The following is a 24,233-nucleotide window of genomic DNA, read 5'->3' on the forward strand; positions in this document are numbered from 1 at the left end:
GCGCCTGCGGCGGGCTGGGTGGTTTGTGGGTGCGGTGACGGGCCTCCGGGGCCGGTTGTGTGGACTGCTGACGCTTTACGTCCACACAACCGGCCCCTCCGGCCCGTCCCCTCCCGTTGGGGGGAAGTGAAGGACGGTGGGGGTGCACGTAATGCCCATGCGCCCGCGGGCAATGGATCAGGCTCGCCCCCCTCACGTGGGCTGGACTACTTATCTGCCGTCAGGGTGCCTGCTGTGCCCCAGCTGTCGGTCGGGACCTCCTGGATCCAGACCTGCACGGTCTCGGCGGGGATCCGGTAGGCGTCCACGAACGCATCGGTGATCTGCCGGACCAGCTCCCGCTTCAGCTCGACGCTGCGCGGACCCTGCTGGACGGTGACGATCGGCATGACGAACTCCCTTGCTTTGCAGGCCATTTGGCCGTTCGCGGCGGTTTCGCCGGCGTGCCCTCAGTTCATCGCGTACGGCCCGCGTGACCAAGAAGCGGATCGCGCACGCAGCGATCACGGATCGAGATGGGTCGGCTTCAGGCGGCGGGCCACACCCCGCCGCCGCCCGCCTCCGCACAGGCCCGCAGCAGCGGCTCCAGACCGGCCGGCGGATTGCTGCGGCGCACCGCGAGGTGGGTGGTGAGCTCCATGCCGGGGTTGCGGAACGGCAGGAAGGCCACCCGGGGTGTGTGGAGCCGGTCGGCGTGCGAGGCGTAGACGACGGTCCACAGCCCGTCCGCCGGGCCGGCGGCGCCGATCGCGGTCAGGGTATTGTCCAGCGAGCCGTACCGCGGGCCGGGAACGGGCGCGAAACCGGCGTCATGACACGCGTTGACGACGAGGTCGACCAGGGCGCGGTTGTTGCGCCGCTCGGTCAGCAGCAGCGGCACGGCGGCGAGTTCGGCCAGCGCGATCGTGCCGGGTGAGGCGGCGAGCGGATGCCGGGCCGGGACGACCGCCACCAGCGGGTCCTGCCACAGCGGGAGGAACCTCAGCCCCTCCCGGCCGCCGTCGTCCGGCTCACCGCGGAGGAACGCCGCGGACAGCTCGCCCGACACCACCCGGTCGAGCCGCTCCGCGGCCCGCGCCGAGACCAGCTCCACCCCGATCTCCGGGGCGAGCCCGGCCAGCGCGTCCAGCACCCGGTCCAGATGGGCGCCCAGGCCCGTGCTCGTCCCCAGACGCAGGGTGCGGGCCCGGCCGGCGGTCAGCTCGGCGACGACGGCGAGGGCACGTTCCTCGGCCGCCAGCAGCGCCCGCGCCTCCGGCAGGAACCGCGCACCGACGGCCGTCAGCCGGACCTGACGCGCGGAGCGGTCGAACAGCTCGGCCCCCAGCTCCCGTTCCAGCCGCCGGACCTGCTGGCTCACCGCCGACTGCACGATGTGCAGTCGCTCGGCCGCCCGCCCGAAGTGCAGCTCCTGCGCGACCGTGACGAAGTACCGCACCTGGCGCAGCTCCACGTCGTCCCCCTTCCGCCCCGGCACCCCCACCGGTCAATTTCAGTTGCCGCACCGTCCGCGGCCCGCCATCATCCCGACATGATCGACCCCACCGCACTCTCCGAGAAGCCGGTGCTCACGGGCGAGCGCATCCGGCTCGTGCAGCTCACGCTCCGCCACGCGGATGCCTTCCACGCCACCTTCCTCGATCCCGAGATACGACGGCTGACCGGCACCCACCGTGACTGGACGCTGCCCGAACTGCAGGAATGGTGCGCAGCCGCCGCCGGGCGCCCCGACCGCCTCGACCTCGTCATCGAGGACCGGGAGTCCGGCGGCTACCTCGGCGAACTGGCGCTGAGCCAGATCGACAAGGACAACGCCCACGGCACCTTCCGCATTTCCCTCGCCGCCGACGCCACCGGCCGCGGCATCGGCCCCGAGGCGATCCGCCTCCTCCTGGCCTACGCCTTCGACCGGGTGGGCCTGCACCGCGTCGAGCTGGAGGTCTTCCCCTTCAACCCGCGCGCCCGACGGGCCTACGAGAAATGCGGCTTCGAGGTGGAGGGCCGCTTGCGCGAAGCGCTGTACTGGGACGGCGAATGGCACGACGTCCTGATCATGGCAGCCCTGGCGAGTTCTTTTTGATTCCCCACATAGCCGTCTGTCCCCACGCGGGTCGCCTCGCCGTTGCGCCTGGCAGCAAGCCTCATCCGTTGCCTGCGCGCCTGTAGGCACCACGTGCACCCCCACCCACCGTCTCCTTTACCCCTCACGGGAGGGGACGGGCCTCCGGGGCCGGTTGTGTGGACGTAAAGCGTCAGCAGTCCACACAACCGGCCCCGGAGGCCCGTCACCGCACCCACAAACCACCCAGCCCGCCGCAGGCGCAACGGCGAACAACACCCGCGGCGGAACAGACGGGTACGTGGGAGGCGCCGCAAAGCGCACAACGGCGAGCAAGCCCCGCGGCGCCGCAGACAGGTACGTGGGAGGCGCCGCAAAGCGCAGCGGAACGGCGAGACGCCCCGCGGCGGGACAGACGGGCACGTGGGCGGCGCCGCAGGTGCAACGGCGAGCAACAACCACGGCGGGAAAGCCAAGTACGTGGGACGCTCTTCCCTCGGCAGACGTAGAACACAGGAGAGCGCACATGCGGACACCGATGACGATCGCGGACTTCCTCGACCGTGCCGAGCTGGGCTTCCGGGACAGTCCCGGGGTGGTCGACGAGCCGCAGCAGCCCGCCCCGCCGGTGCCCGTGGCGAGCTACGGGCGGTTCGCCGAACGGGTCCGTGCCTGGCAGGCGGGGCTGGACGCCCTCGGGGTCGGTGAAGGGGAGCGGGTGGCCGTGGCGAGCCACAACTCCGCGCGTCTGCTGGAGCTGTTGTTCGCGGTGCCGATGAGCGGCCGCATCTGCGTCCCGGTGAATTTCCGCCTCAAGCCGGAGGAGGTCGACTACGTGGTGGCGCAGAGCGGCGCCTCGGTCCTCCTCGTCGACCCGGAGCTCGACGCCGGGCTGTCCGAGGTCAAGGCGCCCCACCGCTTCGTCCTCGGCGAGCAGACCGAGGCCGGGCTGATGCGGTTCGGGACCGAGCCGCGCCCGTGGTCGCAGCCGGACGAGGACGCCACCGCGACGATCAACTACACGTCGGGTACCACCGCCCGCCCCAAGGGCGTGCAGCTGACCCACCGCAACATCTGGGTCAACGGCATGACCTTCGGCCTGCACACCCGTGTGTGGGAAGGCGACGTGTACCTCCACACCCTGCCGATGTTCCACTGCAACGGCTGGGGCATGCCGTATGTGATGGCGGGGCTGGGCGTCAAGCAGGTGGTGCTGCGCAAGGTCGACGGCACCGAGATTCTGCGGCGCGTCGACGAGCACGGGGTCACCCTCATGTGCGGGGCGCCGGCCGTCTGGAACATGGTGCTCGACGCGGCGGCGACCTGGGAGGGCGAGGTCCCGGGCCGCGACCGGGTACGGATCGTCTGCGCGGGTGCCCCGCCGCCGACCAGGACCATCCAGCGCGTGCAGGAGGAACTGGGCTGGGAGTTCACCCAGCTCTACGGCCTGACCGAGACCTCCCCGATGCTCACCTTCAACCGCACCCGGCCGGCCGATGCCGCCCTTCCCGCCGAGGAACGCGCGCGCAAACTGTCCCGTGCGGGGTTGCCCGCGCTGGGGGTGAAGCTGAAGGTCTCGGAGTCCGGTGAGGTACTGGCCCGCTCCAACACGGTGCTCGACGGGTACTGGGACAAGCCGGAGGAGACGGCGGAGGCCTTGGAGGACGGCTGGTTCCACACCGGCGACGGCGGCACCCTCGACCCCGGCGACGGCCACCTCACCATCTCCGACCGGAAGAAGGACGTGATCATCACCGGCGGGGAGAACGTGTCGTCGATCGAGGTGGAGGACACGATCTTCAGTCACCCGGCGGTCGCCGAGGTCGCCGTCATCGGTGTGCCGCACGAGAAGTGGGGCGAGACCATCAAGGCCCTGGTGGTCCTCGCGGAGGGCGCGACGGCCGACGAGTCCGACATCATCGCCCACTGCAAGCAGCACATGGCCGGCTACAAGGCCCCGACGTCCGTGGAGTTCCGCGAGTCCATTCCCCGTACGGCCACCGGCAAGATCCAGAAGTTCAAGCTCCGCCAGCCGTATTGGGCCGGGGTCGAGCGGGGGGTCAACTGAGGGGAGAGGGGCGCCTGTTGCTCCCGGTGGGGCGGACGCGGCGGCCTCGGGGGACACCCCGCGTCGCGCCGTCCCACCCTTGCCCCCGGGGAACCTAGTGCCGGACCGTCACCACGATCTTGCCGATCTGGCTGTTGGACTCCAGATGGCGGTGCGCTTCGACGATCTCCTCGAAGGCGAAGGTGCGGTCGATGACCGGAGCCAGGGTGCCCGCCCGTAGGCCGGCGTCCAGGAAGTGCCGGACCCGGCGCCGTACCTCCGGCTCGCCGGTCACCTGGAGGTTGCCGTAACCGAGGATGCGCAGGGTCCAGTTGAGCGGCAGGGGTGCCGGCCGCGGGTCGAGCCAGCCGTAGACGATCAGCAGCCCGCCCGGGGCGACCGCCCGCGCGACCTCCGCCAGTCCGGGACCGGACACCGGGTCGAAGACGATCTCGGCCCCGCGCCCGCCGGTGACCTCGGCGACCTGGTCGGGCAGCCCGCCCTCGTCGAGCGCGATCACATGGGCCGCGCCGAGCTGCGCCAGACGCTCCCGCTTCGCCGCGCTGCGGGTGACGGCCACCGGGATCGCGCCGAGGTGGCGGGCTATCTGGATCGCCGCCACGCCCACGCTGCTGGAGGCGGCGGTGATCAGCACGGTGTCGCCCGGCCGCAGCCCGCCCTTCTCCACCAGCGCGCCGTAAGCGGTGCTGTACGACAGCCAGAGGGCGGCCCCGGTCGCCGCGTCCGTGTCGCCGGGGCGGCGGAGCAGGCTGTCGGCCGGCAGACGCAGGTGGTCGCCGTACACGCCGTTGGTGCTCATGCCCCCCGTGCCCGCCGTCAGCACCGGGTCGCCCACCGAGAAACCGGTCACCCCTTCTCCGACCGCGAGCACCTCCCCGGCCGCCTCGTAGCCGATCCGGGACCCCGGCAGGGTGGGCTGGTAGTAGTAGCCGCCGGAACGGAACAGCGCCTCCGCCCGGTTGAGGCCGAGCGCGTCCACCCGGAGCAGCACCTCGCCCGGACCGGGCTCGCCGAGTTCCACCTCCTCGATCCGCAGCACCTCCGGGCCGCCGAGCTCGTCGAACACCACGTGTTGGGCCATCATCACCGTGAATCCATTTCTGTCATGGGGAGTGCGTACATCACCGACGAAGCGGGAGATTTCCTCTCCTTCGTGGATGCGGATTCACCGTACGGAGAGCTCGTGCGCCGGGCCCATGCCGCAACGTCTCGCGATCATGTGCGGGCGTCTCCTCGGTACGCTCACCGGCATGGACGTACTCAGCGACGCGATCACCGCGATGCGCGCCGGGCGGCCACACGCCTCCCGCAAGCAGCGGCACGGTGCGTGGGGCCAGCGCTTCCCGGCCACGACCGGCGTCGGGTTCCACGCCGTACTGGAGGGCTCCTGCTGGGTGCTGCCCGAGGACGGCAGCCCGCCCCTCCGGCTCACCGCCGGTGACCTCGCGTTCGTCCACGGCATCGCCCACGGCCTGGCCGACGACCCCGGCACCCCGCTGGTCGAGGTCCGGCAGAACCCGGACGGCTCCTGGCCGTCCGGCCCGGACACCCCCGACGACGGAACGCCCCGCACGCTGACGCTCTGCGGCGCCTACCGCCTGAACCGGTCCCGCCCCCACCCGCTGCTGACCTGCCTGCCCGGCGTGGTCCGGCTGCCCACCCAGGGCCGGCCGTTGGGCGCGGTGCTGGACCTGCTCCGCACCGAGACGGCGCACCCCCGGCCCGGGGCGGAGGCCGCCGTCTGCGGCCTGCTCGACACCGCCCTGCTGTACATCCTGCGGGCCTGGTACGAGGAACACGCCAAGGCGACGAACGGCTGGGCGGTGGCGCTGCGGGACCCGGCGATCGGGCGGGCGCTGAGCGCGATCCACCACGATCCGGCCCGCCCCTGGACGGTGGAGGAACTGGGCGCGGTGGCGGGCCTGTCCCGGGCGGCCTTCGCCAAACGGTTCACCGCCCTCGTCGGCGAGCCGCCGCTCGGCTATCTGACGTGGTGGCGGCTGACCCTGGCCGGCCGCCTGCTGCGCGAGGGGGACCAGCCGCTCCGCGTCATCGCCCAACGCACCGGCTACGCCTCGGAGTTCGCGTTCGCCAAGGCCTTCAAGCGGGAATACGGCACCGCCCCGGGACGGTACCGGGCAGAGCCGCCGCTGCTCCTCGGCACCGCCGGCTGAGCGCCGTCCCGCGGCCACGTGCGCCTCAGGCGTCACGTGTGCGGGTCTCGTCCGGGGTAACTTGCCGAAAAGGGGCTTCGCGCGGCCTCGTCGTGCCTTCACGATGGCGATCGTGAATGGTGATCGCCATCGTGCCATGGACCGTCGCCGGGCTCTTCGGGCCGGTCTGGCCACCCTCAGCATGCTGTCGCTCGTGTCCGCCCTACCCGCCGCCGCCCAGCCGGCCAACTCCCGTACACCAGCGTCGACTTCCGCCCGTCCGCGCACCGCGGCCGAGGCGCGTACCGCCGCCTATCTGGAGTCCATCCGCCAGGAGCCGGCCCGGCTCCGCGATTTCTTCCGGCGCCTGCCCAAGGGCGGTGATCTGCACAACCACCTGTCCGGCGCCGTCCCCACCGAGTACCTGATCGCACTCGCCGCCGAGGACGGACTGTGCATCGACGAGAAGACGATGACCGCGGTCGTCCCGCCGTGCGGTCCGGGGAAGCGGCCGGCCGCGGACGCCCGGACCGACCGGGCGTTCCATGACGCGCTGGTGCGGGCCTGGTCCATGCAGGACTTCCCGCCGGGCCAGTCGGGCCACGACCACTTCTTCGACGCCTTCGGGAAGTTCGGGGAGGTGACCTGGCGCCACCGCGGCAAGCTGCTGTCGCGGGTCGCCGACGACATCGTCGCGCAGAACCAGTTCTATCTGGAGACGCTGGTCACCCCCGCCTCCGAGGAGGCCAAGCACCTTGCCGACCAGGTCGGTTGGGACGACGACTTCGGTCGTATGCACCGGGCCCTGGTCGCCGACGGCAAGCTGGACCGTCTGGTGGCCACCGCCCGCAAGGAGGCCGACGACGCGGACGCCGAGTTCCGTGCCACCTCGCACTGCGGTACCTCCCGTCCGGCACCCGGCTGCCGGCTGACCGTGCGCTGGAACGCCCAGGTGTCCCGGGGCAGCAGCCCCGAGCGGGTCTTCACGCAGATGGAGCTCGGCATGCGGCTGGCCGAGCGGGACCCGCGGTTCACCGCGGTCAACCTGGTGGCGCCCGAGGACTGGGACAGCTCGCTGCGCAACTACACCCTGCAGATGCGGATGCTCGACTTCCTGCACCGCAGGTATCCGCGCGCCCACCTCACCCTGCACGCCGGCGAGCTGTGGCCGGGCCTGGTCAAACCGGAGGACCTGAGGTTCCACATCAACCAGGCCGTCACGATCGCCCACGCCGAACGCATCGGCCACGGCGTCGACCTGGTCCACGAGGACGACTGGCAGGAACTGGCGAGGACCATGGCCGCCCGCCAGGTGGCCGTCGAGGTGCCCTTCACCAGCAACGCCCAGATCCTCGGCGTCAAGGGCGCCGAGCACCCCTTCACGACCTACCGCGCGTACGGGGTGCCGATCGTGCTGGCCACCGACGACCCCGGCATCTCCCGTATCGACATCTCCCACGAGTACCGGTACGCCGCCACGACGTACCACCTCGGCTACGGCGATCTGAAGGACCTGGCCCGGGCCTCCCTGCAGTACGCCTTCCTGCCCGGCCGCAGCCTGTGGCGGGGCAACCCGACGCGGGACGGCTACCACGTCGTCGACGCCTGCCGCGGCCGGTTCCCGGGCAACGGCTCGCCCGGTGCCGCCTGCCGGCAGTTGCTCGCGTCCAGTCCCAAGGCGGCCGTCCAGTGGCGGCAGGAAGCCGGCTTCGCCTCCTTCGAGCGGCGCTTCACCACCCACCGCTGACCGCCCCCTCCCTCGGCCTCGGCGCACCCGCCCGCAGCGGGGCGCCGAGGCCGTCCGCTGCCCGGGCCCGGATGAGCTCGAACTTTTCTTCGCGGAGCGAACGGATGGGTGGTTGTGACCCCGTCCGGGCGCGCCGGACGCCATCCTGTACACGGCGCGCACCGGGTGTCCTTGGAGTGGCTCGTCCCCTCCGGCGGGCAACCTTGCGGTGTAGTGCAGCGATGGCCGATGTCGGGCTTCTGGGAGCAGCCGATGAACGCAGTGGTGGAGGCGCCGGGGGAGGCGCCACCGGAGGGCGGAGTGACGCTTCCGCCCTTTGAACGACGGGGACGCGCCGGTCCCCGCCCGAGATGCCCGGAGACCATGAACACGCTCTCCGGGCACTCCCGTGAAGTCCTGTCCCCCTACAAGCGCATCCGGCGGCTGGAGTTCGCCGACCTGCCGAAGACCGTCCCCGGCACCCTCAGCCGCAGCGAACCGCCCGCGCGCACCGCGCCGGGCGACGGCGGTGCCGCGTACTGGGAGGAGAACCACCGATGAGCCCGTCGCACCAGGAGCTGTCGTACGCCAGCGGGGCCGCCGAGCGGCCGCTGCTCGGGCACACCATCGGCGCCGACCTGGCCCGCACCATCGCCCGGTGCGGTGACCGTGAGGCGCTGGTCGAGGTGGCCAGCGGCCGCCGCTGGACCTACGCCGAACTCGGCCGGGCCGTCGACGAGGTGGCGCTCGGCCTGCTCGCCAAGGGGGTCGGCAAGGGCGACCGGGTCGGCATCTGGGCGCCCAACTGCGCCGAATGGGTGCTCGTCCAGTACGCCACCGCCAAGATCGGCGCCATCCTCGTCAACGTCAACCCGGCCTACCGGGTGCACGAGTTGGCCTACGTCCTCCAGCAGGCCGGCATCACCGTGCTGGTCTCCGTGCCCCGGCACAAGACGAGCGACTACCGCCGGATGATCGAGCAGGTCCGCGCCGAGAGCCCGGCGCTGCGCGATGTGGTCTACATCGGCGACCCCACCTGGGGCGGGCTGCTGGCCGCCGGCGCCGGCGTCCCGCACACCCGGCTCGCCGAGTGCGAGAAGGCACTCACCGCGGACGACCCGGTCAACATCCAGTACACCTCGGGCACCACCGGCTTCCCCAAGGGCGCCACCCTCTCGCACCACAACATCCTCAACAACGGCTACTGGGTGGCCGAGACGCTCGGCTACACCGAAGCGGACCGGGTCTGTCTGCCGGTGCCCTTCTACCACTGCTTCGGCATGGTCATGGGCAACCTCGGCATCACCTCGCACGGCGGCTGCATCGTCATCCCGGCCCCCGCTTTCGACGCCGGCGCCACCCTGCAGGCCGTCCAGGACGAGCGCTGCACCTCGCTCTACGGCGTGCCCACGATGTTCATCGCCGAGCTCAACCACCCGGACTTCGCCGGCTACGACCTGACCTCCCTGCGCACCGGCATCATGGCGGGCTCGCCCTGCCCCGAGGAGGTCATGAAGCGGGTGGTCTCCGAGATGCACATGGCCGAGGTCTCCATCTGCTACGGCATGACCGAGACCTCGCCGGTCTCCACCCAGACCCGCCGCGACGACGACCTGGAGCACCGCACCGCGACGGTGGGACGGGTGCTGCCGCACATCGAGGTCAAGGTCGTCGACCCGGCGAGCGGGGTGACCGTCCCGCGCGGCACCCCGGGTGAGCTGTGCACCCGCGGCTACAGCGTGATGCTCGGCTACTGGGAGGACCCCGAGCGCACCGACGAGGTCATCGACCCGGCCCGCTGGATGCACACCGGGGACCTCGCGGTGATGAACGACGACGGTTACGTCCGGATCGTCGGCCGCATCAAGGACATGATCATCAGGGGCGGTGAGAACGTCTACCCCCGGGAGATCGAGGAGTTCCTCTACACCCACCCCAAGATCGCCGACGTCCAGGTGGTCGGCGTCCCCGACGAGCAGTACGGCGAGGAGATCGCCGCCTGCGTCATCCTCCGCGATCCCCAGGACCCGCTCACCCGCGACGAGTTGGCCCGCTACTGCCGCTCCCGCCTGGCCCACTACAAGGTGCCGCGCTACCTGGAGATCCTCGACGCCTTCCCGATGACCGTCAGCGGCAAGGTCCGCAAGGTCGAACTGCGCGAACGGCTGGCGGAGGAAGTCGGGAAGGCGGCGGCGAAGGAGGCGGGGAAGGTAGCGCGCTGACTCGCCGTCAGCCTTGAGGCGTGTCACCCGGGGTGAGTGGGGTCGTTCGGTGATCCAGGGACCGTCCGGTGGTCCGTAAATCACTGGACGGCCCCACTCCTCGGCGTAAATATATACCGTATGACGAATATTCATGCATCGGCGTCCGGGGGCGAGGCCGACGCCCTCTCCTGGCCGCGCGGATTCCGCGCCTACACCGGTCACGGCGGACTGCGCGACCAGGGCGATGACATCTCGGTCGTCGCCTCGGACCGTCCGGCGGTCAGTGCCGCCATGTTCACCCGCAGCCTCTTCACCGGACCCGCCGTGGTGCTCAGCCGCGCGCACGCCGCCGGGCGGGACCTGCGTGCCGTCACCACGCTCGCGCAGAACGCGAACGTCGCCACCGGGCGCCAGGGCGAGGCCAACGCCGCCGAAGTCGTCGGGCGGGTCGCCGCCCTCCTGGGCATCGACGACCGTCACGTGCTCATCGGCTCCACCGGAGTCATCGGGCGCCCGCTGCCGATGGACACGATCCGCGCCCATTTCGACGCCGCCGCCGGACGCGGCCCCGAAGCCTTCGGGGCCGGGCCGCTGGACGTGGCCCGCGCCATGATGACCACCGACACCCGCCCGAAGACCGCCGTCCGTGCGGTCGGCGCCGCGCGGATCGTCGGTGTCGCCAAGGGCGTCGGCATGCTGGAGCCCAACATGGCCACGATGCTGGCCTACCTCTTCACCGACGCCGAACTGCCGGCGGACGACCTGGACACGGCGCTGCGCACCGCCGTCGACCGGTCCTTCCACTGCCTGAGCGTCGACACCGACACCTCCACCTCCGACACCGTCGCGGTCCTCGCCAACGGCGCGGCCGGGCCGGTCGACCTCGCGGAGTTCACCGCGGCGCTCACCGACCTGTGCCTGGACCTCACCCGGCAGCTCGCGAGCGACGGGGAGGGCGCGACCAAGCTCCTGCGCGTCACGGTCGGCCGGGCGCGGGACGAGGCCCAGGCCCGGCGCATCGCCAAGAGCGTGGTGAACTCACCCCTGGTCAAGACGGCCGTACACGGCGCCGATCCCAACTGGGGCCGGGTGGTGATGGCCATCGGCAAGAACACCGAGGACCGCGATCGCGACATCACACCGGACCGCGTCACGGTCGCGTTCGGCGGCATCGAGGTGTATCCCGAGGAGCCCACGCCGCAGACCCTCGACGCGCTCACCGACGCCATGCGGCAGTCCGAGGTCTCGATCACCATCACCCTCGGCCTCGGAACCGCCGAGGCGACCGTCTACGGCTGCGATCTGTCCGCCGGCTACGTGCGGGTCAACGCGGACTACACCACCTGAGCGGGGACCGCCCTTCCGGCCGGATCAGCCGTGGGGGACGTACCCCAGGCCGACCGGGGGAGGGGCCGGGGAGGAGGCGGGAGCGGCGCCCGTGGCGTGGCCGACGGGGTCGCGCCACGGCGCGAGGATTTCGGGCAGCTGCGGCGGCCAGAGCGGATCGGCGGTGGCGGCCAGCTCCGCCGGGGGCCACCCCCGGTCTCCTCGGCCAGCTCGCGCAGGGCACCGGTGCGCGGCGCCTCCCCGGGGTCCAGCCCGCCACCGGGCATCGCCCAGTGCACACCCACCTCCTCGTTGTCGTAACGGAAGAGGAAGAGCGCGCCGGTGGGGTCGAGTACGGCGATCCGCGCGGCCTGCCGGGGAGTTCGCATCGGGGCAGCATAGGCGAGGCCCGTCGGCCGGACGGCCGCGGAACCGGAACCGCGGCACCGGATTGTCAGTGGTCACCGCTACGTTGCCGGCATGACCGCATTCGTATTGGTAGCAGGGGCGTGGCTCGGATCGTGGGCGTGGGAGGAGGTGGCGGCGGAGCTGCGGGCGGCCGGCCACGACGTCCATCCCGTGACACTGTCCGGAGTCGCCGAGAAGCAGGGCGTACCGGCCGGACAGCAGACGCACGTCCAGGACATCGTCGACGAGATCGCGCGGCGTGATCTGCGCGAGGTCGCCCTGGTGGGGCACAGCTACGCCGGCATACCGGTCGGCCAGGCCGCCGAGCGGATCGGTGACCGGCTGGCCCGTGTGGTGTTCGTCGACTCCAACGTCCCGGTGAACGGCGGGTCGTTCGTGTCCGCCTGGCCCAGCGGCCGCGCGATGGTGGAGGCGTCCATAGCCGAGACCGGAGGTTTCTGGGCGCCCCTCACCGCGGCGGACTACGCGGGCCAGGGCCTCGACGACGCGCAGATCGCGCGGATCGTGAGCGGCTCGACCCCGCACCCGGGAGCCACGCTCACCGAGCCCGCCGTGCTGGCCCGCCCGCTCGGCGACCTGCCGGCGACGTACGTCAAGTGCCTGCTGGACGGCCCCGAACCGAGCGACGAGGTGGCCGAGCTGCTGAAGAGCGAGCACTGGCGGCTGGTCGAGCTGGACACCGGCCACTGGCCGATGTTCTCCCGACCGCGGGAACTGGCGCGGATTCTGCTCGACGAGTGCCGGTGAGTCACCGGGCCGTGCCGTCGCAGTCGACAAACCACCCCCGGCGCGGGCGAGTTCGCCCCCGCGGGGCGTTCAGCGTCGTCGCGACTCGCCCGGCCAGTCGAGCAGCAGCCGCTGGGCCCGCGGCAGCGAGGCGACCACCAGGTCGTAGGAGTCCTCGATCATGTCGCGGACGAGCTGATCGGGCAGCGCTCCGGCCAGGGAAACGGTGTTCCAGTGCCGCTTGTTGAGGTGGTAGCCGGGCACCACCTCCGGATGGGCCGCCCGCAGCCGTTCGGCCAGCTCGGGGTCGCACTTGAGGCTCACGGTGAGCGGGGTGTCGGTGAGCGTCGTCAGCGCGAAGATCTTGCCGCCGACCTTGAAGGTGCAGACGTCCTGGTGGCGCGGGAAGGGGAACTCCTCGGTCGTGCCGTTGAAGGCCAGGCAGTGGTCCCGGAGCGCATTCGCGTCGATCATGTCCTCATTATGGGCGGGTGATGTTTCCGACTGTCCTGAGTGACTGACGCGCCGTCAGCTGGGCCGTGCCCCCGGCCGCACGCCCGGCTCGCGGCGCATGCACACCCGCGGCCAGCGGTCCAGACCCAGCTCCGCTTCCCGCGCCCGGATCGCCCTGAGCCCGGGGGTCAGTTCGGCCTCGGTGAGCACCCGGAAGCCGAGGCGGGCGTAGTACGGCGCGTTCCACGGCACCTCGGCGAAGGTGGTCAGGGTCAGCGGCGCCGAGCCGCCGTCACGCTCCGCCCGGTCGATGAGGGCCCGTCCGATGCCCTGGCGGGAGTGATCCGGGTGCACCGACACCTGCTCGATGTGGGTGCACCCGTCGACCGGCTCCCAGAGGAGATAGCCGATCGGCCGGCCACGGACGGAAGCGGCCCGCGCATCCCCCTCGTACGCCGCCAAAGCCCGACCCGCTTGCTGATACCTCGTCAGTTCGGCTGGCGAGGGCGGTTCATCGTCCGCCACCGGAGCCATGTCCAGGTGGCGGCGGAAGGGCTCGCCGGCGGCGCGTTCCAGGGCGCGCAGCAGGGGCAGCTCGGCGGGCGACGGGGCAGCGATGATCACTGTGCCAGTGTCGCCGGTTTCGCCGGGCGCGGCGAACGGGTTTCGGCGGCCCGCGGCACCAGGGTGTCGAGGAGGTCGACGTACGCACGGGCCACCTCGTCCGCGGGCGTGCCCTCGGCCGGGTCCAGACCGAGACCGGCGAGGGTTTCGGTGATCCAGCCGGGGCTGACCACGTCGAGCCGCAGCCCGCGGGGGAGCTCGACGGCCGCGGCCCGTACGAAGGCGTCCAGGCCGGCGTTGACCAGTGCGCCGAATGCGCCGCCCGGCGTCGGCTCGGCGAAGGTGCCGCTGGTCAGGATGACCGCACCACCGTCCCGCAGATGGTGCAGCGCACGCCGGACGAGGTGGACCTGGCCGAGGAGTTTGCCGTCCAGGCCGGTGGTGAACTCCTCGTCGGAGGGGGAATCCAGGGGCGTCAGCCGGCCGCTCGCGGCGCAGCAGATCACGGCGTCCACGTCCCGCACGGTGGCGAAGAGCGCGTCGAGGGAGACCGGATCGGCCAGGTCGACCGGGACCGGGCCGCGGCGCGCGGCCCGCACGACCTCGTGTCCGCGGGCCGTCAGATGGCGGGCGACCGCACTGCCGAGTGTGCCGGTCGCACCGATGACGATGATCTTCAGAGGCATGGGCACGATGCTGCCGCGCCGCCGCCCGGTTACCCAGCCCCCTGTGGAGGGCAGGAACGCCGTTCCTACCCCTGCCAGGTGCAGGCTGCGTCCGCCCCGGCACACTGAACGCATGGATCACGGGCCGGACTTGGGGGAATTCCTGCGGAGCCGGCGAGCGCGGCTCGCCCCACAGGACGTCGGGCTGCCGGACCACGGCGGTCGGCGGCGGGTGCCGGGGCTGCGCCGGGAGGAGCTGGCGCGGCTCGCCGGAATCAGCCCGGGCTACTACACCCGGCTGGAACAGGGCACCGCGGCCGCCGGCGCCTCGGACGCCGTCCTGGACGCGCTCGCCCGGGTGCTGCGGCTGGACGGGACCGAACGGCGGCATCTGTACGGATTGGCCCGCCCCGAGGGCGGTGGCGGACCCGGAGCGGAAGCGGCCGCCGAGGAGCGGCTGCGGCCGTCGGTACGGAACATGATCGCATCGCTGGGGGACACCCCGGCGCTGGTGCTGGGCCGCTTCGTGGACGTACTCGCCTGGAACCATGCGGGGCATGCGCTGCTGGCCGGGCACCTGCCTTTCGACGCCCCGGACGCCCCCGCTGCCACCCAGGGAGCCCGCGACGCCGCCCAGGGAACCCACGACGCCACCCCGGGGACCCGCGACGCCACCGCGCGTCCGAACGTCGCGCGGATGATGTTCTTCGATCCGCGCACCCGGGCGCTGTATGCGGACCGGGCGGCCAAGGCCCGCGACACGGTCGGCGATCTGCGGCTGATCGCCGGGCGGTGGCCGGACGCGCCACAACTCACCGGACTCATCGCCGAACTCCGCCGGGGCAGCACGGAGTTCGAGGCGTTGTGGGCGGAGCACCCGGTACGCACCTGCGCCACCCATGCCCGGGACTACCGCCACCCGGTCGTCGGTCCGCTCACGCTCACCGATGAGTTGCTGACCCTGCCGGACGACCCGGGGCAGCGGGTGGTGATCTACCACGCCGAGCCGGGATCGCCGTCCGCCGGTGCGCTGCGGCGGCTCGTAGGCGGTGTCGCGGGCGGCGGGCTCACGGCTGTGCCGCGCCGTACCTGATCAGCTCGTCGGCCGGGTCGTTGACCGGCTGCGGGGTGCCCGTGAGGTCCATGACGAACAGCGGGATGTGCAGTTCGTCGGCGCGCGTCCGGGCGTCCCTGGCGTAGCCGGCGAGCGAGAAGAAGACCGCGATGGCCGAGTCGTTGAGGCCGTTGAGCCAGACGCACTCGATCTCGCGGAGCTGGGTGGCGCGGGTGGTCGGGTCGACCTGGGCCACCACGCCGGTGCCCCGCAGGTCCACACCGGCGGCGGTGCGTTCCTGGGCCCGGGCGACGTCGGCGTAGCCCAGCCACTTCAAGTACTGCTGGGCGGCGGTGACGCAGTCACGGGCGGTACGGATCGTCACCGGCCGGAAGGCCGGCCGCAGGACCGCGCGCCGGGGGCTCGGCGGCGGGTGGTGCCTCGGCGGCCGGCCGCCCGGGCGAGGGGAAGTTCGGCGGGGGCGGGGTGGGCGCCGGGACGACCGGGACCCGGACCACCGTGCCGCACACGCAGCCGGACTCCGGTGCCGGCCATTCGTCGTGCCGCCCGCACACGTCGCAGCGCACCTCCACCCAGGACGCCTGCCAGGTGCGGTGCAGTATCTCGACCGGCACCCCGCCGCGCAGCACGGGCATGGTCAGCGGGGCACCGCATGCGCACGGGAAGGTGGGCGGGGTGAAAGCGTTCTCGCGGCGGCACGTGGGGCACCGCACCGGCACGCTGTCGGCCATGGTCGGCTCCTGGCGGTAGGGCGGCAGGCAGTCGGGTTCTGCTGCTGCCCCCATAGTCTCCGCAAAGAAGGGTGCCGTGGGCCGAATTACGGCGAGAGGGCGCGGGGCGGGAAGATTCCGCGGAGGAAACGACGGCGCACGCGGCGCGCACGTCGGCGCACGGCGGCGTACACAACGGAGCGGGTCGGGGCCCGGGCACGACACAGGGCCCGGGATCCGTGACCGTACGGATGCCGGGCCCTGTGCGGTGGTTCCCGTCCGACAGTGCGAGAGTTGGGCGCGACGGGACATCGCACCGCCGGACGGAGTCTGGGGGAGGGGTGGGAAGGGGGAGCAGGCGGGCTCCGCGGTGCGGGGAGGTGGCTCGCCCTTCCCTAGCGGGCGAGCACTGCCACCGCACTGGACTCCCCGGTGACCGCGGAGCTCGCGCTACCTCTCCGTACCGGCCGACCACCCCTCAACGGGCCGGCCGGTACGGAGTGCGCGAGGAGACTGACCTCCCGTCAGTCCTCGCGCAGCTCGCGGACCCTGGCCTCGACGCGCTTGCCGTAGTCCTGGTCGGCGGCGTGGAAGTGGGCGAGGTTCTTCTCGATCACGTCGTCGCGGCTGACCTGGGACAGACCGCCGGCGATGTTGTCCACCAGGCGCTTCTTCTCGTCCTCGGACATCAGGCGGTAGAGCTCACCGGCCTGGAAGAAGTCGTCGTCCTTGGTGTGCAGCGGCGCCTCGTGGGTGCCGGTGTAGCCGGCGACGGCGAGCGGGGCGGAGAGCGCCTCGTTCGTCTGCGCCGGACCGTCGTAGGAGTTCGGCTCGTAGTTCTTGGCGTGCCGGCCGTAGGCGTTGGTCGCCATCAGGCCGTCCCGGCCGTAGTTGTTGGCCTTGGTCGCCTTGGGGGCGTTCACCGGCAGCTGGGTGTGGTTGACGCCCAGGCGGTAGCGGTGCGCGTCGGCGTAGGCGAACAGCCGGCCCTGGAGCATCTTGTCCGGGGACGGGCCGATGCCGGGCACGAAGTTGTTCGGCGAGAAGGCGGACTGCTCGACCTCGGCGAAGACGTTGTCGGGGTTGCGGTCCAGGACCAGCCGGCCGACCCGCTGCAGCGGGTAGTCCGCGTGCGGCCACACCTTCGTCAGGTCGAACGGGTTGAAGCGGTAGTCGGCCGCCTCGGCCGCCGGCATGATCTGCACGTAGAGCGTCCAGGAGGGGTACACGCCCCGCTCGATGGACTGCAGCAGGTCGGTCTGGTGGCTGTTGGGGTCCTTGCCCGCCAGCTCGGCGCCCTGCTCGCTGCTCAGCGAGCGGATGCCCTGGTTGGTCTTGAAGTGGTACTTGACGAAGAAGGCCTCGCCCTCGGCGTTCGTCCACTGGTAGGTGTGCGAGCCGTAGCCGTTCATGTGGCGGTAGGAGGCCGGGATGCCGCGGTCGCCCATGAGCCAGGTGATCTGGTGGGTGGCCTCGGGGGCGTGCGCCCAGAAGTCCCAGACGTTGTCCGGCTCCTGCTTGCCCGTGAAGGGGTCGCGCTTCTGCGAGTGGATGAAGTCGGGGAACTTGATCGGGTCCTTGATGAAGAACACCGGGGTGTTGTTGCCGACGAGGTCGTAGTTACCCTCCTCGGTGTAGAACTTGAGGGCGAAGCCGCGCGGGTCGCGGGCCGCGTCCGGGCCGCCGAGGCTGTCGGCGACGGTCGAGAAGCGAAGGAACGTCTCGGTCCGCTTGCCGACGGTGTTCAGGAAGTCGGCCCGGGTGAAGGCCGTGACGTCGTCGGTCACCTCGAAGTAGCCGTACGCGCCGGACCCGCGGGCGTGCACGACGCGCTCCGGGATGCGCTCGCGGTTGAAGCGGGCGAGCTTCTCCAGCAGGTGCTGGTCCTGGAGGATGATCGGGCCGCCGACGCCGGCGGTGGAGGAGTTCTGGTTGTCGGCGACCGGGGCGCCGGACTCGGTCGTCAGCGTGGGCTTCGACATGGTGACCTTCCGTACGAGAGCGCGGAAGTTGACTTCCGCATGTCGGAGCGTAAGAAGAGCTCCGACCAAACGTCAACAGTTTGTTGAAACAAACCTGGGTGGGTATTCCGGGCGGCGGCCGCGCCTGGGCGCGACAGGACAGGTGTCAGCGCAGCCACCGCCCGGAAGTTCGGGGGCCGGGCACCTCGGCGGGGTGCCTAGGGCCCGTGGGTGTACTCGTGCACCGGCTCGACGGCCGGTCCGCCGGGAAGGCGTACCGGGGGACCGGTCCGGACGTCGACGAGGACCGGCCGCCGGGTGGAGACGGCCTCCTTGCGGGCCCACTCGACCGCCGTGCGCAGCTCCGCCGGATCGACGACGCCGCGGCCCGCGCAGCCGTACGCCTCGGCGACCTTCACGGGGTCCGCGAAGTCCTCGCCGGCCCGGTCCGCGGTGTGCAGGAGCAGCACCATCGGGGCGTCGTACCGTGCCGCGGCCGCCAGTTCCCCGGACAGCGACGGGAAACCGTCGCCGTCGAGGACCACGACGACCTCGGCGTCCCGCTCACCCCTGCCGTCCAGGGCCTTGCGGACCCCGATCGCGGCCGGGACCTCCCAGCCGGGCGGACCGCTGCGGCCGTAGAGGTGCTGCAGCCGGGATCCGCCCGGCCCGGCGGCGGACGGGGCGTGCAGGGGGCCGCCGACCAGGTACGTGGCCGACGCGGCTGCCGCGTCGTGTCCGGTCCCGAAGACCGCGGCGAGCTCCGCCAGGAACCAGGGCGGCGCCCCGCGGACGGTACCGGGGTCGGCATGCCCACCACGGTCCGCCGTCAGGCCCGCGGGCGCCGCCGCCCTGGTCGGCGGGGCGGACCACCGGCCGCCACCGGTGGCCCGCCCCGCGTCGGATGCGATCTCCGCCACCGCCAGATCGGCCGGGACATCGATCAGCACCGGGCCGGGACGGCCCTCCCGCGCGATCCGGAAGGCCTCACGGAAAGCCCCCGGGAAGCGCGCGGGATCCTCGATCCGCTCGGCCCGCTTGGTGACCGGAGCGGCCAACCGGACCAGGTCCGGGGGACGGTGGGCCGCCCGGCGCGGCGGCCCGGCGGCGGTCGGCCGGCCGGTGAGGCACACCAGCGGGACCGCGTCCTGCGCCGCCGCGTACAGCCCGGTGACCAGCCGGGCCGCTCCCGGTCCGGCGGCCACCGCGACGACCCCGGCCCGTCCGTTCGTCCGGGCCCAGCCGTCGGCCATGTGCACGGCGGCCTCGGCATCGCGCACCGGCAGGTGGGCGATACCGCCGGTCTCCGCCATCGCCGCGTACAGCGGGAGCAGCGGGCCACCGGGGCAGCCGAAGACGAGGTCGATGCCCTCGTCCCGGAGGATCTGCACGGCCGCCCGTGCGGCGGGGATCCGCTGTGCCGCCATGGACGTCAGGCCCCGGTGGGGTATCCGGAGAGGCGTTCGACGCCGCGGAGGAGGGCGGAGTGGTCCAGGCCGCCGTCGCCCTGGGTGCGCAGGGAGGCGACGAGTTGGGCGACGACGGAGCCGACGGGCAGGGCGGCGCCGACGGTGCGGGCGGCGTCGGTGACGATGCCCATGTCCTTGTGGTGCAGGTCGATGCGGAAGCCGGGTGCGAAGTCGCGGTTTTTGAAGTTGTCCTTCTTGCGTGTCAGGACGGTGGAGCCGGCCAGGCCGCCGTTGAGGACGTCCAGGGCGGCGGTCAGGTCGACGCCGGACTTCTCCAGGAAGACCACGGCCTCGGCGCAGGCCTGGATGTTGACGGCGACGATGAGCTGGTTGGCGGCCTTGACGGTCTGCCCGGAGCCGTGCGGTCCGCACAGCACGATGGTCTTGCCGAGGGCTTCGAGGATCGGGCGGGCGGCGTCGAAGTCGGCCTGCTCACCGCCGACCATGATCGACAGGACGGCCTCGATGGCGCCGGCCTCGCCGCCGGAGACGGGGGCGTCCAGGACTCGGATGCCCTTCTCGCCGGCCGCGCGGGCCAGGTCGATGGAGGTCTGCGGGGTGATCGAGGACATGTCGATCAGCAGCGCACCGCGCCGGGCGTTCTCCAGGATGCCGTCGGGGCCGTAGGCGATGGCCTCGACCTGCGGGGAGGCCGGGACCATGGTGATGACCACATCCGCGTCCCTGACGGCCTCGGCGATCGAGCCGGCCGCGCTGCCGCCGGCCTTGGCCAGCCGCTCGAGCTTGTCGGCCTCCAGGGTGTAGCCGGCCACGGTGTAGCCGGCCTTGATCAGGTTCTCGGCCATGGGCGAACCCATGATGCCCAGACCGATCCACGCAATCTTGGGAAGAGTGCTCACAACGGTGCCTTTCACATGCTGTTACATCAGTCAGAGGGGTCCGGGCGGCCGTAGTCCGGCGGCGGTCGCGTACCCGAGGGCCGCCCGTGCGGGTTACTTCGCGGCGCGCAGGGGCGCGGGCAGCCACTCGAAGGCGCCGGCGCTGGGGCCGTCGCCGGGCTTGTACTCCAGGCCCACCCAGCCGCGGTAGCCGGCCTTCGTCAGCCGGTCGAGCAGGTCGGCGAAGTCCAGCCCACCCGTGCCCGGCGCGCCGCGCCCGGGGTTGTCGGCGATCTGCACATGCGCGGTCTTGGCGGTGTAGCGGTCGATGACCTCTTCCAGGTCCTCGCCGTTCATCGACAGGTGGTACAGGTCCATCAAGAACCGCGCATTGTCCAATCCGGTGGCCGCGTTGACCGCGTCGACGATCTCGATGGCCTTCGGCGCCGAGACGATCGGGCACTTCGGAGACTCCGGCGCGTTGAGCGCCTCGATCAGCAGCGTGCCGTCGACCTCGGCCACCGCCCGCGCGGCGAACGTGAGGCTCTCCAACGCCAGCGCATCCTGCTCAGCCGCCGCCACGCCCTCGACGCGGTTGCCGTACAGGGCGTTGAAGGTCGTACAGCCCACCGAGCGGGCGAACTCGATCGCCACCGGCACATTCGCCCGGAACTTCTGCGACTCCTCCCCCGGAATCGACAGCGCACCACGGTCGGGACCCGGCAGCTGACCGGCGTAGAAGTTCAGCCCCACCAACTGCGTCCCGGCCTCGGTCAGCGCGGTGCGCAGCGCGGCCAGCTCCGCCTCGTCCGGAACCGGGGCATCCACCCACGGCCACCACAGCTCCACCGCCGTGAAACCCGCCGCCCGCGCGGCCGCCGGCCGCTCCAGCAACGGAAGCTCGGTGAACAGGATCGACAGATTGACGTTGAAGCGCGTGTCCGTGAAACCCATGAGGGCCGGCGCTCCTTCCGGATAGTGGAACTGTTTTTCTGCGTACTGGAACATTGCCCGGCGTGCTCGGAGGCTGTCAAGGGGGCTCCCGAGCAATTTCTGGTGAGTCGGGCCCGCCGCGCGTAGGTTGAGCGACGTGCGATTGAGAGTTGAGTTCACAACGGAGCCGTTCGACCTGGACGAGGCGCCGGCGCATGCGGTGGTGGCCCGCGAGATCGTCACGGGCGCCGAGCTGGACGCCGTGGACGTCGGCCCGTTCGGCAACACGGCCGAGGGCGAGGCGGATCAGGTGCTCGGTGCGGTGACCGCGCTGCTGCGGGAATCCCTGCGGGCCGGGGCCACCCGGGTCTCCCTCCAGGTCAATGTGATCGGGGATGCCGGGCAGGGCGAGGGGGGAACGTCGTGACCGAGCCCGCGGACCACCCGTTCGTCCAGGCGGTCAAGCCGCTGGTGGACGCGATGGGTGGACAGATGGTCGCGCCGGACCAGGCGCGCGGCGACGACGTCGTGCTGGCCTGGGAGGGGGAGGACCGGGTGGCCGTCCGGCTCCCGCACCTCTCGGATTCGCTCGACCACATCCTCGCCGAGCTCCAGCGCCGGCACGGCATGCCGCTGGCCGAGCTGGACCGCAAGACCAAGCAATCGGTGGTCCGGATACTGGAATCCCGGGGCGCCTTCTCGGTCCGACACGGCGTCGAGACCGTGGCGGGGGCCCTTGGCGTCAGCCGTTTCACCGTCTACAACTACTTGAACAGGGAGAACGCCGCGAAGGACGCCGACTGAGGCGAAGGGGGCATACGCCCCGTCCAGGCAGCCGGAGCCGCCGTCCCGTACCGCCGGACGGCGGCTTTTGTGTCGCCGAGTTTTCAACAAAGTGTTGACGTGATGTTGCCGGGGGTCTTAGCTGTTTCCAGCCAAGCAGAGCTGTCCAGCACCAGGCCACGGAGGCTTCCCGTGTCTTCGAGTACGACCCCGGCGCTCGCCCGGTTCAACACCTCCGACGACGGTACGGCCCGGTCCGTACTGCACGAGGTGTGCGCCAGCCGGGCATGGGGGAGCAAGATCCTCGCCCAGCGCCCCTACGCCACCACCGACGCCCTGTTCGCCGCCAGCGACGCCGCCATGGCGGAGCTGACCGCGGAGGACCTGGCCGAGGCGATGGCCGGGCACCCGCCCATCGGCCGGCCGAAGCCGGGCGACCCGACCTCGAACCGCGAGCAGAGCGGGATGGCCGGCGCCTCCGACGAGCTCAAGGCGGAAATGCTCGAACTCAACCTGGCTTACCAGGAGAAGTTCGGGCACGTCTTCCTGATCTGCGCCTCCGGCCGTACCGGGGAGCAGATGCGCGACGCGCTCCGTAACCGGATCGACAACTCGCCGGAACAGGAGCGGGAGATCGTGCGTGTGGAGCTCGGCAAGATCAACCGCATTCGCCTGACCCGTATCGCGGAAACCGCGGAAGGAGACGCAGCATGAGCAGCGAGACGGCTGCACAGACGTCGGTGTCCACGCATATCCTGGACACCAGCGTGGGCCGCCCCGCGGAGGGCGTCGCCCTCACGCTCTCGGTGCGCTCCGGCGGCGACGGTGCCTGGACCGCCCACGGCGCGTCCAAGACCGACGCGGACGGGCGCTGCAAGGACCTGCCGGCACTGCCGGAAGGCACCACCCACGTACGCATCGAATTCGAGACCGAGGCGTACTTCGTTTCCCACCAGCAAGCCGAGGAACAGCAGGACGCCCCCCGCGTAAGGGACAGCGGAGCTTTCTTCCCGGAGGTGGCAATCACCTTTGCCGTCAAGCCGGGCGAGCACTACCACGTACCGCTGCTGCTCAACCCGTTCGGCTACTCCGTATACCGAGGGAGCTAGCACCGACATGCCCACGATTCTCGGCCAGAACCAGTACGGCAAGGCGGAAAACCGCGTCGTCAAGATCACCCGCGACGGCGACACGCACCACATCAAGGACCTGAACGTCTCCGTCGCGCTCTCCGGCGACCTGGAGGAGGTCCACCTCTCCGGTTCCAACGCCCACTGCCTGCCCACCGACACGACCAAGAACACCGTGTACGCCTTCGCCAAGGAGTACGGGATCGAGTCGGCCGAGCAGTTCGGCATCCACCTGGCCCGGCACTTCGTGACCAGCCAGGAGCCGATCCACCGGGCCCGGATCCGCATCGAGGAGTACGCCTGGGAGCGGATCGAGACCTCCGACGCCAACTCCAAGTTCATCGGCTCGGACGAGGTCAAGCACTCCTTCGTCCGCAAGGGCCAGGAGACCCGGGTCACCGAGATCACCTACGACGGCGAGCAGTGGCAGGTCATCTCGGGTCTGAAGGACCTCGTGGTGATGAACTCCACCAACTCGGAGTTCTGGGGCTACATCAAGGACAAGTACACGACGCTGAAGGAGGCCTACGACCGCATCCTCGCCACTCAGGTGTCCGGCCGCTGGCGGTTCAACTGGACCGACGACGAGCAGCGGATGCCCAACTGGGAGCGTTCGTACGAGCAGGTGAAGAAGCACATGCTGCACGCCTTCGCCGAGACCTACAGCCTCTCGCTCCAGCAGACCCTGTACCAAATGGGGTCGCGCATCATCAACAACCGCTCCGAGATCGACGAGGTGCGGTTCTCGCTCCCGAACAAGCACCACTTCCTGGTGGACCTGGAGCCGTTCGGGCTCAAGAACGACAACGAGGTCTACTACGCGGCGGACCGCCCGTACGGCCTGATCGAAGCCACTGTTCTGCGCGACGGTGTCGAAGCCAAGATCCCGGTGGATCTGACGAACCTCTGAGGGCTTCAGACGCAGCGCCGTGCCTCGTGTCCCCTCCTCGCCCCGCAGCG

The 24,233-nt window shown here is 71.5% G+C and carries 26 protein-coding genes and 1 pseudogene; 14 read left to right on the plus strand and 13 right to left on the minus strand.

From position 1 onward, the window contains the following. Positions 1 to 206: 206 nt before the first annotated feature. Both dmpI and V2J85_RS19230 read right to left on the minus strand, forming a co-directional pair. On the minus strand, positions 207 to 416 hold the full coding sequence (gene dmpI / locus V2J85_RS19225; protein WP_474064964.1) for a 4-oxalocrotonate tautomerase DmpI: 210 nt from the start codon (positions 414 to 416) through the stop codon (positions 207 to 209). A 110-nt stretch (positions 417 to 526) separates the two neighbouring features. Next, complete coding sequence (locus V2J85_RS19230) at positions 527 to 1,453, minus strand: LysR family transcriptional regulator (protein WP_261955017.1); 927 nt, start codon at positions 1,451 to 1,453, stop codon at positions 527 to 529. Between the two features lie 78 nt (positions 1,454 to 1,531). Here V2J85_RS19230 and V2J85_RS19235 point away from each other — a divergent pair, with 78 nt between their 5' ends. Next, positions 1,532 to 2,080, plus strand: a complete 549-nt coding sequence (locus V2J85_RS19235; protein ID WP_261955016.1) for a GNAT family N-acetyltransferase — start codon at positions 1,532 to 1,534, stop codon at positions 2,078 to 2,080. A gap of 505 nt (positions 2,081 to 2,585) precedes the next feature. Beyond that, positions 2,586 to 4,127: an AMP-binding protein gene (locus V2J85_RS19240; protein ID WP_261955015.1), complete on the plus strand. Its 1,542-nt coding sequence runs from the start codon at positions 2,586 to 2,588 to the stop codon at positions 4,125 to 4,127. A gap of 94 nt (positions 4,128 to 4,221) precedes the next feature. Here the strand turns inward: V2J85_RS19240 and V2J85_RS19245 are convergent, their stop codons facing one another. Further along, positions 4,222 to 5,211 (minus strand): zinc-dependent alcohol dehydrogenase family protein, encoded by a 990-nt coding sequence (locus tag V2J85_RS19245; protein WP_315975439.1) that lies wholly within the window; start codon positions 5,209 to 5,211, stop codon positions 4,222 to 4,224. Positions 5,212 to 5,377: 166 nt separating this feature from the next. Here V2J85_RS19245 and V2J85_RS19250 point away from each other — a divergent pair, with 166 nt between their 5' ends. The 5 genes from V2J85_RS19250 to argJ all read left to right on the plus strand — a co-directional run bounded on the left by V2J85_RS19250 (position 5,378) and on the right by argJ (position 11,557). Next, the gene (locus V2J85_RS19250; RefSeq protein WP_330822296.1) at positions 5,378 to 6,301 is read left to right on the plus strand and encodes an AraC family transcriptional regulator; all 924 of its coding nucleotides are present in this window, start codon (positions 5,378 to 5,380) and stop codon (positions 6,299 to 6,301) included. 136 nt (positions 6,302 to 6,437) lie between these two features. After that, the gene (locus V2J85_RS19255; protein WP_261955013.1) at positions 6,438 to 8,027 is read left to right on the plus strand and encodes an adenosine deaminase family protein; all 1,590 of its coding nucleotides are present in this window, start codon (positions 6,438 to 6,440) and stop codon (positions 8,025 to 8,027) included. Positions 8,028 to 8,390: 363 nt separating this feature from the next. After that, positions 8,391 to 8,567, plus strand: coding sequence for a hypothetical protein (locus V2J85_RS19260; RefSeq protein ID WP_330822382.1), 177 nt, complete (start codon positions 8,391 to 8,393; stop codon positions 8,565 to 8,567). Further along, entirely contained in the window at positions 8,564 to 10,228 is a 1,665-nt protein-coding gene (locus V2J85_RS19265; RefSeq protein ID WP_330822297.1) for an AMP-binding protein, read from the plus strand. The genes V2J85_RS19260 and V2J85_RS19265 overlap by 4 nt, the downstream gene beginning before the upstream one ends. A 120-nt stretch (positions 10,229 to 10,348) precedes the next feature. Further along, positions 10,349 to 11,557, plus strand: coding sequence for a bifunctional glutamate N-acetyltransferase/amino-acid acetyltransferase ArgJ (gene argJ, locus V2J85_RS19270; RefSeq protein ID WP_330822299.1), 1,209 nt, complete (start codon positions 10,349 to 10,351; stop codon positions 11,555 to 11,557). 191 nt (positions 11,558 to 11,748) lie between these two features. Here the strand turns inward: argJ and V2J85_RS41380 are convergent. After that, positions 11,749 to 11,922, minus strand: a pseudogene (locus tag V2J85_RS41380) (NUDIX domain-containing protein); the annotation flags it as partial. Positions 11,923 to 12,016: 94 nt separating this feature from the next. Here V2J85_RS41380 and V2J85_RS19280 point away from each other — a divergent pair. Further along, entirely contained in the window at positions 12,017 to 12,712 is a 696-nt protein-coding gene (locus V2J85_RS19280) for an alpha/beta fold hydrolase (RefSeq protein ID WP_330822300.1), read from the plus strand. Positions 12,713 to 12,781: 69 nt separating this feature from the next. Here the strand turns inward: V2J85_RS19280 and V2J85_RS19285 are convergent, their stop codons facing one another. Genes V2J85_RS19285 through V2J85_RS19295 form a run of 3 tightly spaced genes read right to left on the minus strand, consistent with a single transcriptional unit; the run spans position 12,782 to position 14,388 of the window. Further along, positions 12,782 to 13,165, minus strand: a complete 384-nt coding sequence (locus V2J85_RS19285) for an MmcQ/YjbR family DNA-binding protein (RefSeq protein WP_330822301.1) — start codon at positions 13,163 to 13,165, stop codon at positions 12,782 to 12,784. Between the two features lie 54 nt (positions 13,166 to 13,219). Then, entirely contained in the window at positions 13,220 to 13,768 is a 549-nt protein-coding gene (locus tag V2J85_RS19290) for a GNAT family N-acetyltransferase (RefSeq protein WP_261955007.1), read from the minus strand. Further along, a complete protein-coding gene (locus V2J85_RS19295) occupies positions 13,765 to 14,388 on the minus strand; it encodes a short chain dehydrogenase (protein WP_330822377.1) in 624 nt (207 codons plus the stop codon). Before V2J85_RS19295 ends, V2J85_RS19290 begins: the two co-directional genes overlap by 4 nt. 118 nt (positions 14,389 to 14,506) lie before the next feature. Here V2J85_RS19295 and V2J85_RS19300 point away from each other — a divergent pair, with 118 nt between their 5' ends. Beyond that, positions 14,507 to 15,466, plus strand: a complete 960-nt coding sequence (locus tag V2J85_RS19300) for a helix-turn-helix domain-containing protein (RefSeq protein WP_330822303.1) — start codon at positions 14,507 to 14,509, stop codon at positions 15,464 to 15,466. Here V2J85_RS19300 and V2J85_RS41385 read toward each other — a convergent pair. The 6 genes from V2J85_RS41385 to V2J85_RS19325 all read right to left on the minus strand — a co-directional run bounded on the left by V2J85_RS41385 (position 15,441) and on the right by V2J85_RS19325 (position 21,381). Beyond that, the gene (locus tag V2J85_RS41385) at positions 15,441 to 15,812 is read right to left on the minus strand and encodes a hypothetical protein (protein WP_419836807.1); all 372 of its coding nucleotides are present in this window, start codon (positions 15,810 to 15,812) and stop codon (positions 15,441 to 15,443) included. The genes V2J85_RS19300 and V2J85_RS41385 overlap by 26 nt on opposite strands. Next, the gene (locus V2J85_RS41390) at positions 15,790 to 16,179 is read right to left on the minus strand and encodes a hypothetical protein (RefSeq protein WP_419836808.1); all 390 of its coding nucleotides are present in this window, start codon (positions 16,177 to 16,179) and stop codon (positions 15,790 to 15,792) included. The genes V2J85_RS41385 and V2J85_RS41390 overlap by 23 nt, the downstream gene beginning before the upstream one ends. Before the next feature lie 503 nt (positions 16,180 to 16,682). Further along, positions 16,683 to 18,140: a catalase gene (locus V2J85_RS19310; RefSeq protein ID WP_261955004.1), complete on the minus strand. Its 1,458-nt coding sequence runs from the start codon at positions 18,138 to 18,140 to the stop codon at positions 16,683 to 16,685. A gap of 197 nt (positions 18,141 to 18,337) precedes the next feature. Then, positions 18,338 to 19,546 (minus strand): thiamine pyrophosphate-binding protein, encoded by a 1,209-nt coding sequence (locus V2J85_RS19315; RefSeq protein ID WP_330822304.1) that lies wholly within the window; start codon positions 19,544 to 19,546, stop codon positions 18,338 to 18,340. A 5-nt stretch (positions 19,547 to 19,551) separates the two neighbouring features. Next, complete coding sequence (locus V2J85_RS19320) at positions 19,552 to 20,448, minus strand: 2-hydroxy-3-oxopropionate reductase (protein WP_261955002.1); 897 nt, start codon at positions 20,446 to 20,448, stop codon at positions 19,552 to 19,554. A gap of 93 nt (positions 20,449 to 20,541) precedes the next feature. Beyond that, positions 20,542 to 21,381 (minus strand): TIM barrel protein, encoded by an 840-nt coding sequence (locus V2J85_RS19325; RefSeq protein WP_330822305.1) that lies wholly within the window; start codon positions 21,379 to 21,381, stop codon positions 20,542 to 20,544. Between the two features lie 136 nt (positions 21,382 to 21,517). On the opposite strand from V2J85_RS19325, the gene V2J85_RS19330 reads away from it, so the two are divergent. The 5 genes from V2J85_RS19330 (at position 21,518) to pucL (ending at position 24,183) form a co-directional block, all read left to right on the plus strand. Further along, positions 21,518 to 21,787: a YkoF family thiamine-binding protein gene (locus V2J85_RS19330; RefSeq protein WP_261955000.1), complete on the plus strand. Its 270-nt coding sequence runs from the start codon at positions 21,518 to 21,520 to the stop codon at positions 21,785 to 21,787. After that, a complete protein-coding gene (locus V2J85_RS19335; RefSeq protein ID WP_261954999.1) occupies positions 21,784 to 22,164 on the plus strand; it encodes a helix-turn-helix domain-containing protein in 381 nt (126 codons plus the stop codon). The genes V2J85_RS19330 and V2J85_RS19335 overlap by 4 nt, the downstream gene beginning before the upstream one ends. 171 nt (positions 22,165 to 22,335) lie before the next feature. Further along, entirely contained in the window at positions 22,336 to 22,857 is a 522-nt protein-coding gene (gene uraD, locus V2J85_RS19340; RefSeq protein WP_261954998.1) for a 2-oxo-4-hydroxy-4-carboxy-5-ureidoimidazoline decarboxylase, read from the plus strand. After that, positions 22,854 to 23,252, plus strand: a complete 399-nt coding sequence (uraH, locus tag V2J85_RS19345; protein WP_030415156.1) for a hydroxyisourate hydrolase — start codon at positions 22,854 to 22,856, stop codon at positions 23,250 to 23,252. Before uraD ends, uraH begins: the two co-directional genes overlap by 4 nt. Positions 23,253 to 23,259: 7 nt before the next feature. Further along, entirely contained in the window at positions 23,260 to 24,183 is a 924-nt protein-coding gene (gene pucL, locus V2J85_RS19350; RefSeq protein WP_030814061.1) for a factor-independent urate hydroxylase, read from the plus strand. Positions 24,184 to 24,233 lie beyond the last annotated feature (50 nt).

Origin of the sequence: Streptomyces bugieae (genome assembly GCF_036352915.1) — a bacterium.
Classification (GTDB): Bacteria; Actinomycetota; Actinomycetes; order Streptomycetales; family Streptomycetaceae; genus Streptomyces; species Streptomyces endophytica.

Coding starts and splice junctions, on each gene's coding strand:
- V2J85_RS19280 (WP_330822300.1), top strand. CDS start 12,017: ATGACCGCATTCGTATTGGTAGCAGGGGCGTGGCTCGGATCGTGGGCG.
- V2J85_RS19325 (WP_330822305.1), bottom strand. CDS start 21,381: ATGGGTTTCACGGACACGCGCTTCAACGTCAATCTGTCGATCCTGTTC.
- V2J85_RS19255 (WP_261955013.1), top strand. CDS start 6,438: ATGGACCGTCGCCGGGCTCTTCGGGCCGGTCTGGCCACCCTCAGCATG.
- V2J85_RS19250 (WP_330822296.1), top strand. CDS start 5,378: ATGGACGTACTCAGCGACGCGATCACCGCGATGCGCGCCGGGCGGCCA.
- V2J85_RS19240 (WP_261955015.1), top strand. CDS start 2,586: ATGCGGACACCGATGACGATCGCGGACTTCCTCGACCGTGCCGAGCTG.
- V2J85_RS19235 (WP_261955016.1), top strand. CDS start 1,532: ATGATCGACCCCACCGCACTCTCCGAGAAGCCGGTGCTCACGGGCGAG.
- V2J85_RS41390 (WP_419836808.1), bottom strand. CDS start 16,179: ATGGCCGACAGCGTGCCGGTGCGGTGCCCCACGTGCCGCCGCGAGAAC.
- V2J85_RS19285 (WP_330822301.1), bottom strand. CDS start 13,165: ATGATCGACGCGAATGCGCTCCGGGACCACTGCCTGGCCTTCAACGGC.
- V2J85_RS19310 (WP_261955004.1), bottom strand. CDS start 18,140: ATGTCGAAGCCCACGCTGACGACCGAGTCCGGCGCCCCGGTCGCCGAC.
- uraH (WP_030415156.1), top strand. CDS start 22,854: ATGAGCAGCGAGACGGCTGCACAGACGTCGGTGTCCACGCATATCCTG.
- V2J85_RS19260 (WP_330822382.1), top strand. CDS start 8,391: ATGAACACGCTCTCCGGGCACTCCCGTGAAGTCCTGTCCCCCTACAAG.
- V2J85_RS19315 (WP_330822304.1), bottom strand. CDS start 19,546: ATGGCGGCACAGCGGATCCCCGCCGCACGGGCGGCCGTGCAGATCCTC.
- dmpI (WP_474064964.1), bottom strand. CDS start 416: ATGGCCTGCAAAGCAAGGGAGTTCGTCATGCCGATCGTCACCGTCCAG.
- V2J85_RS19265 (WP_330822297.1), top strand. CDS start 8,564: ATGAGCCCGTCGCACCAGGAGCTGTCGTACGCCAGCGGGGCCGCCGAG.
- V2J85_RS19300 (WP_330822303.1), top strand. CDS start 14,507: ATGGATCACGGGCCGGACTTGGGGGAATTCCTGCGGAGCCGGCGAGCG.
- V2J85_RS19245 (WP_315975439.1), bottom strand. CDS start 5,211: ATGATGGCCCAACACGTGGTGTTCGACGAGCTCGGCGGCCCGGAGGTG.
- pucL (WP_030814061.1), top strand. CDS start 23,260: ATGCCCACGATTCTCGGCCAGAACCAGTACGGCAAGGCGGAAAACCGC.
- argJ (WP_330822299.1), top strand. CDS start 10,349: ATGACGAATATTCATGCATCGGCGTCCGGGGGCGAGGCCGACGCCCTC.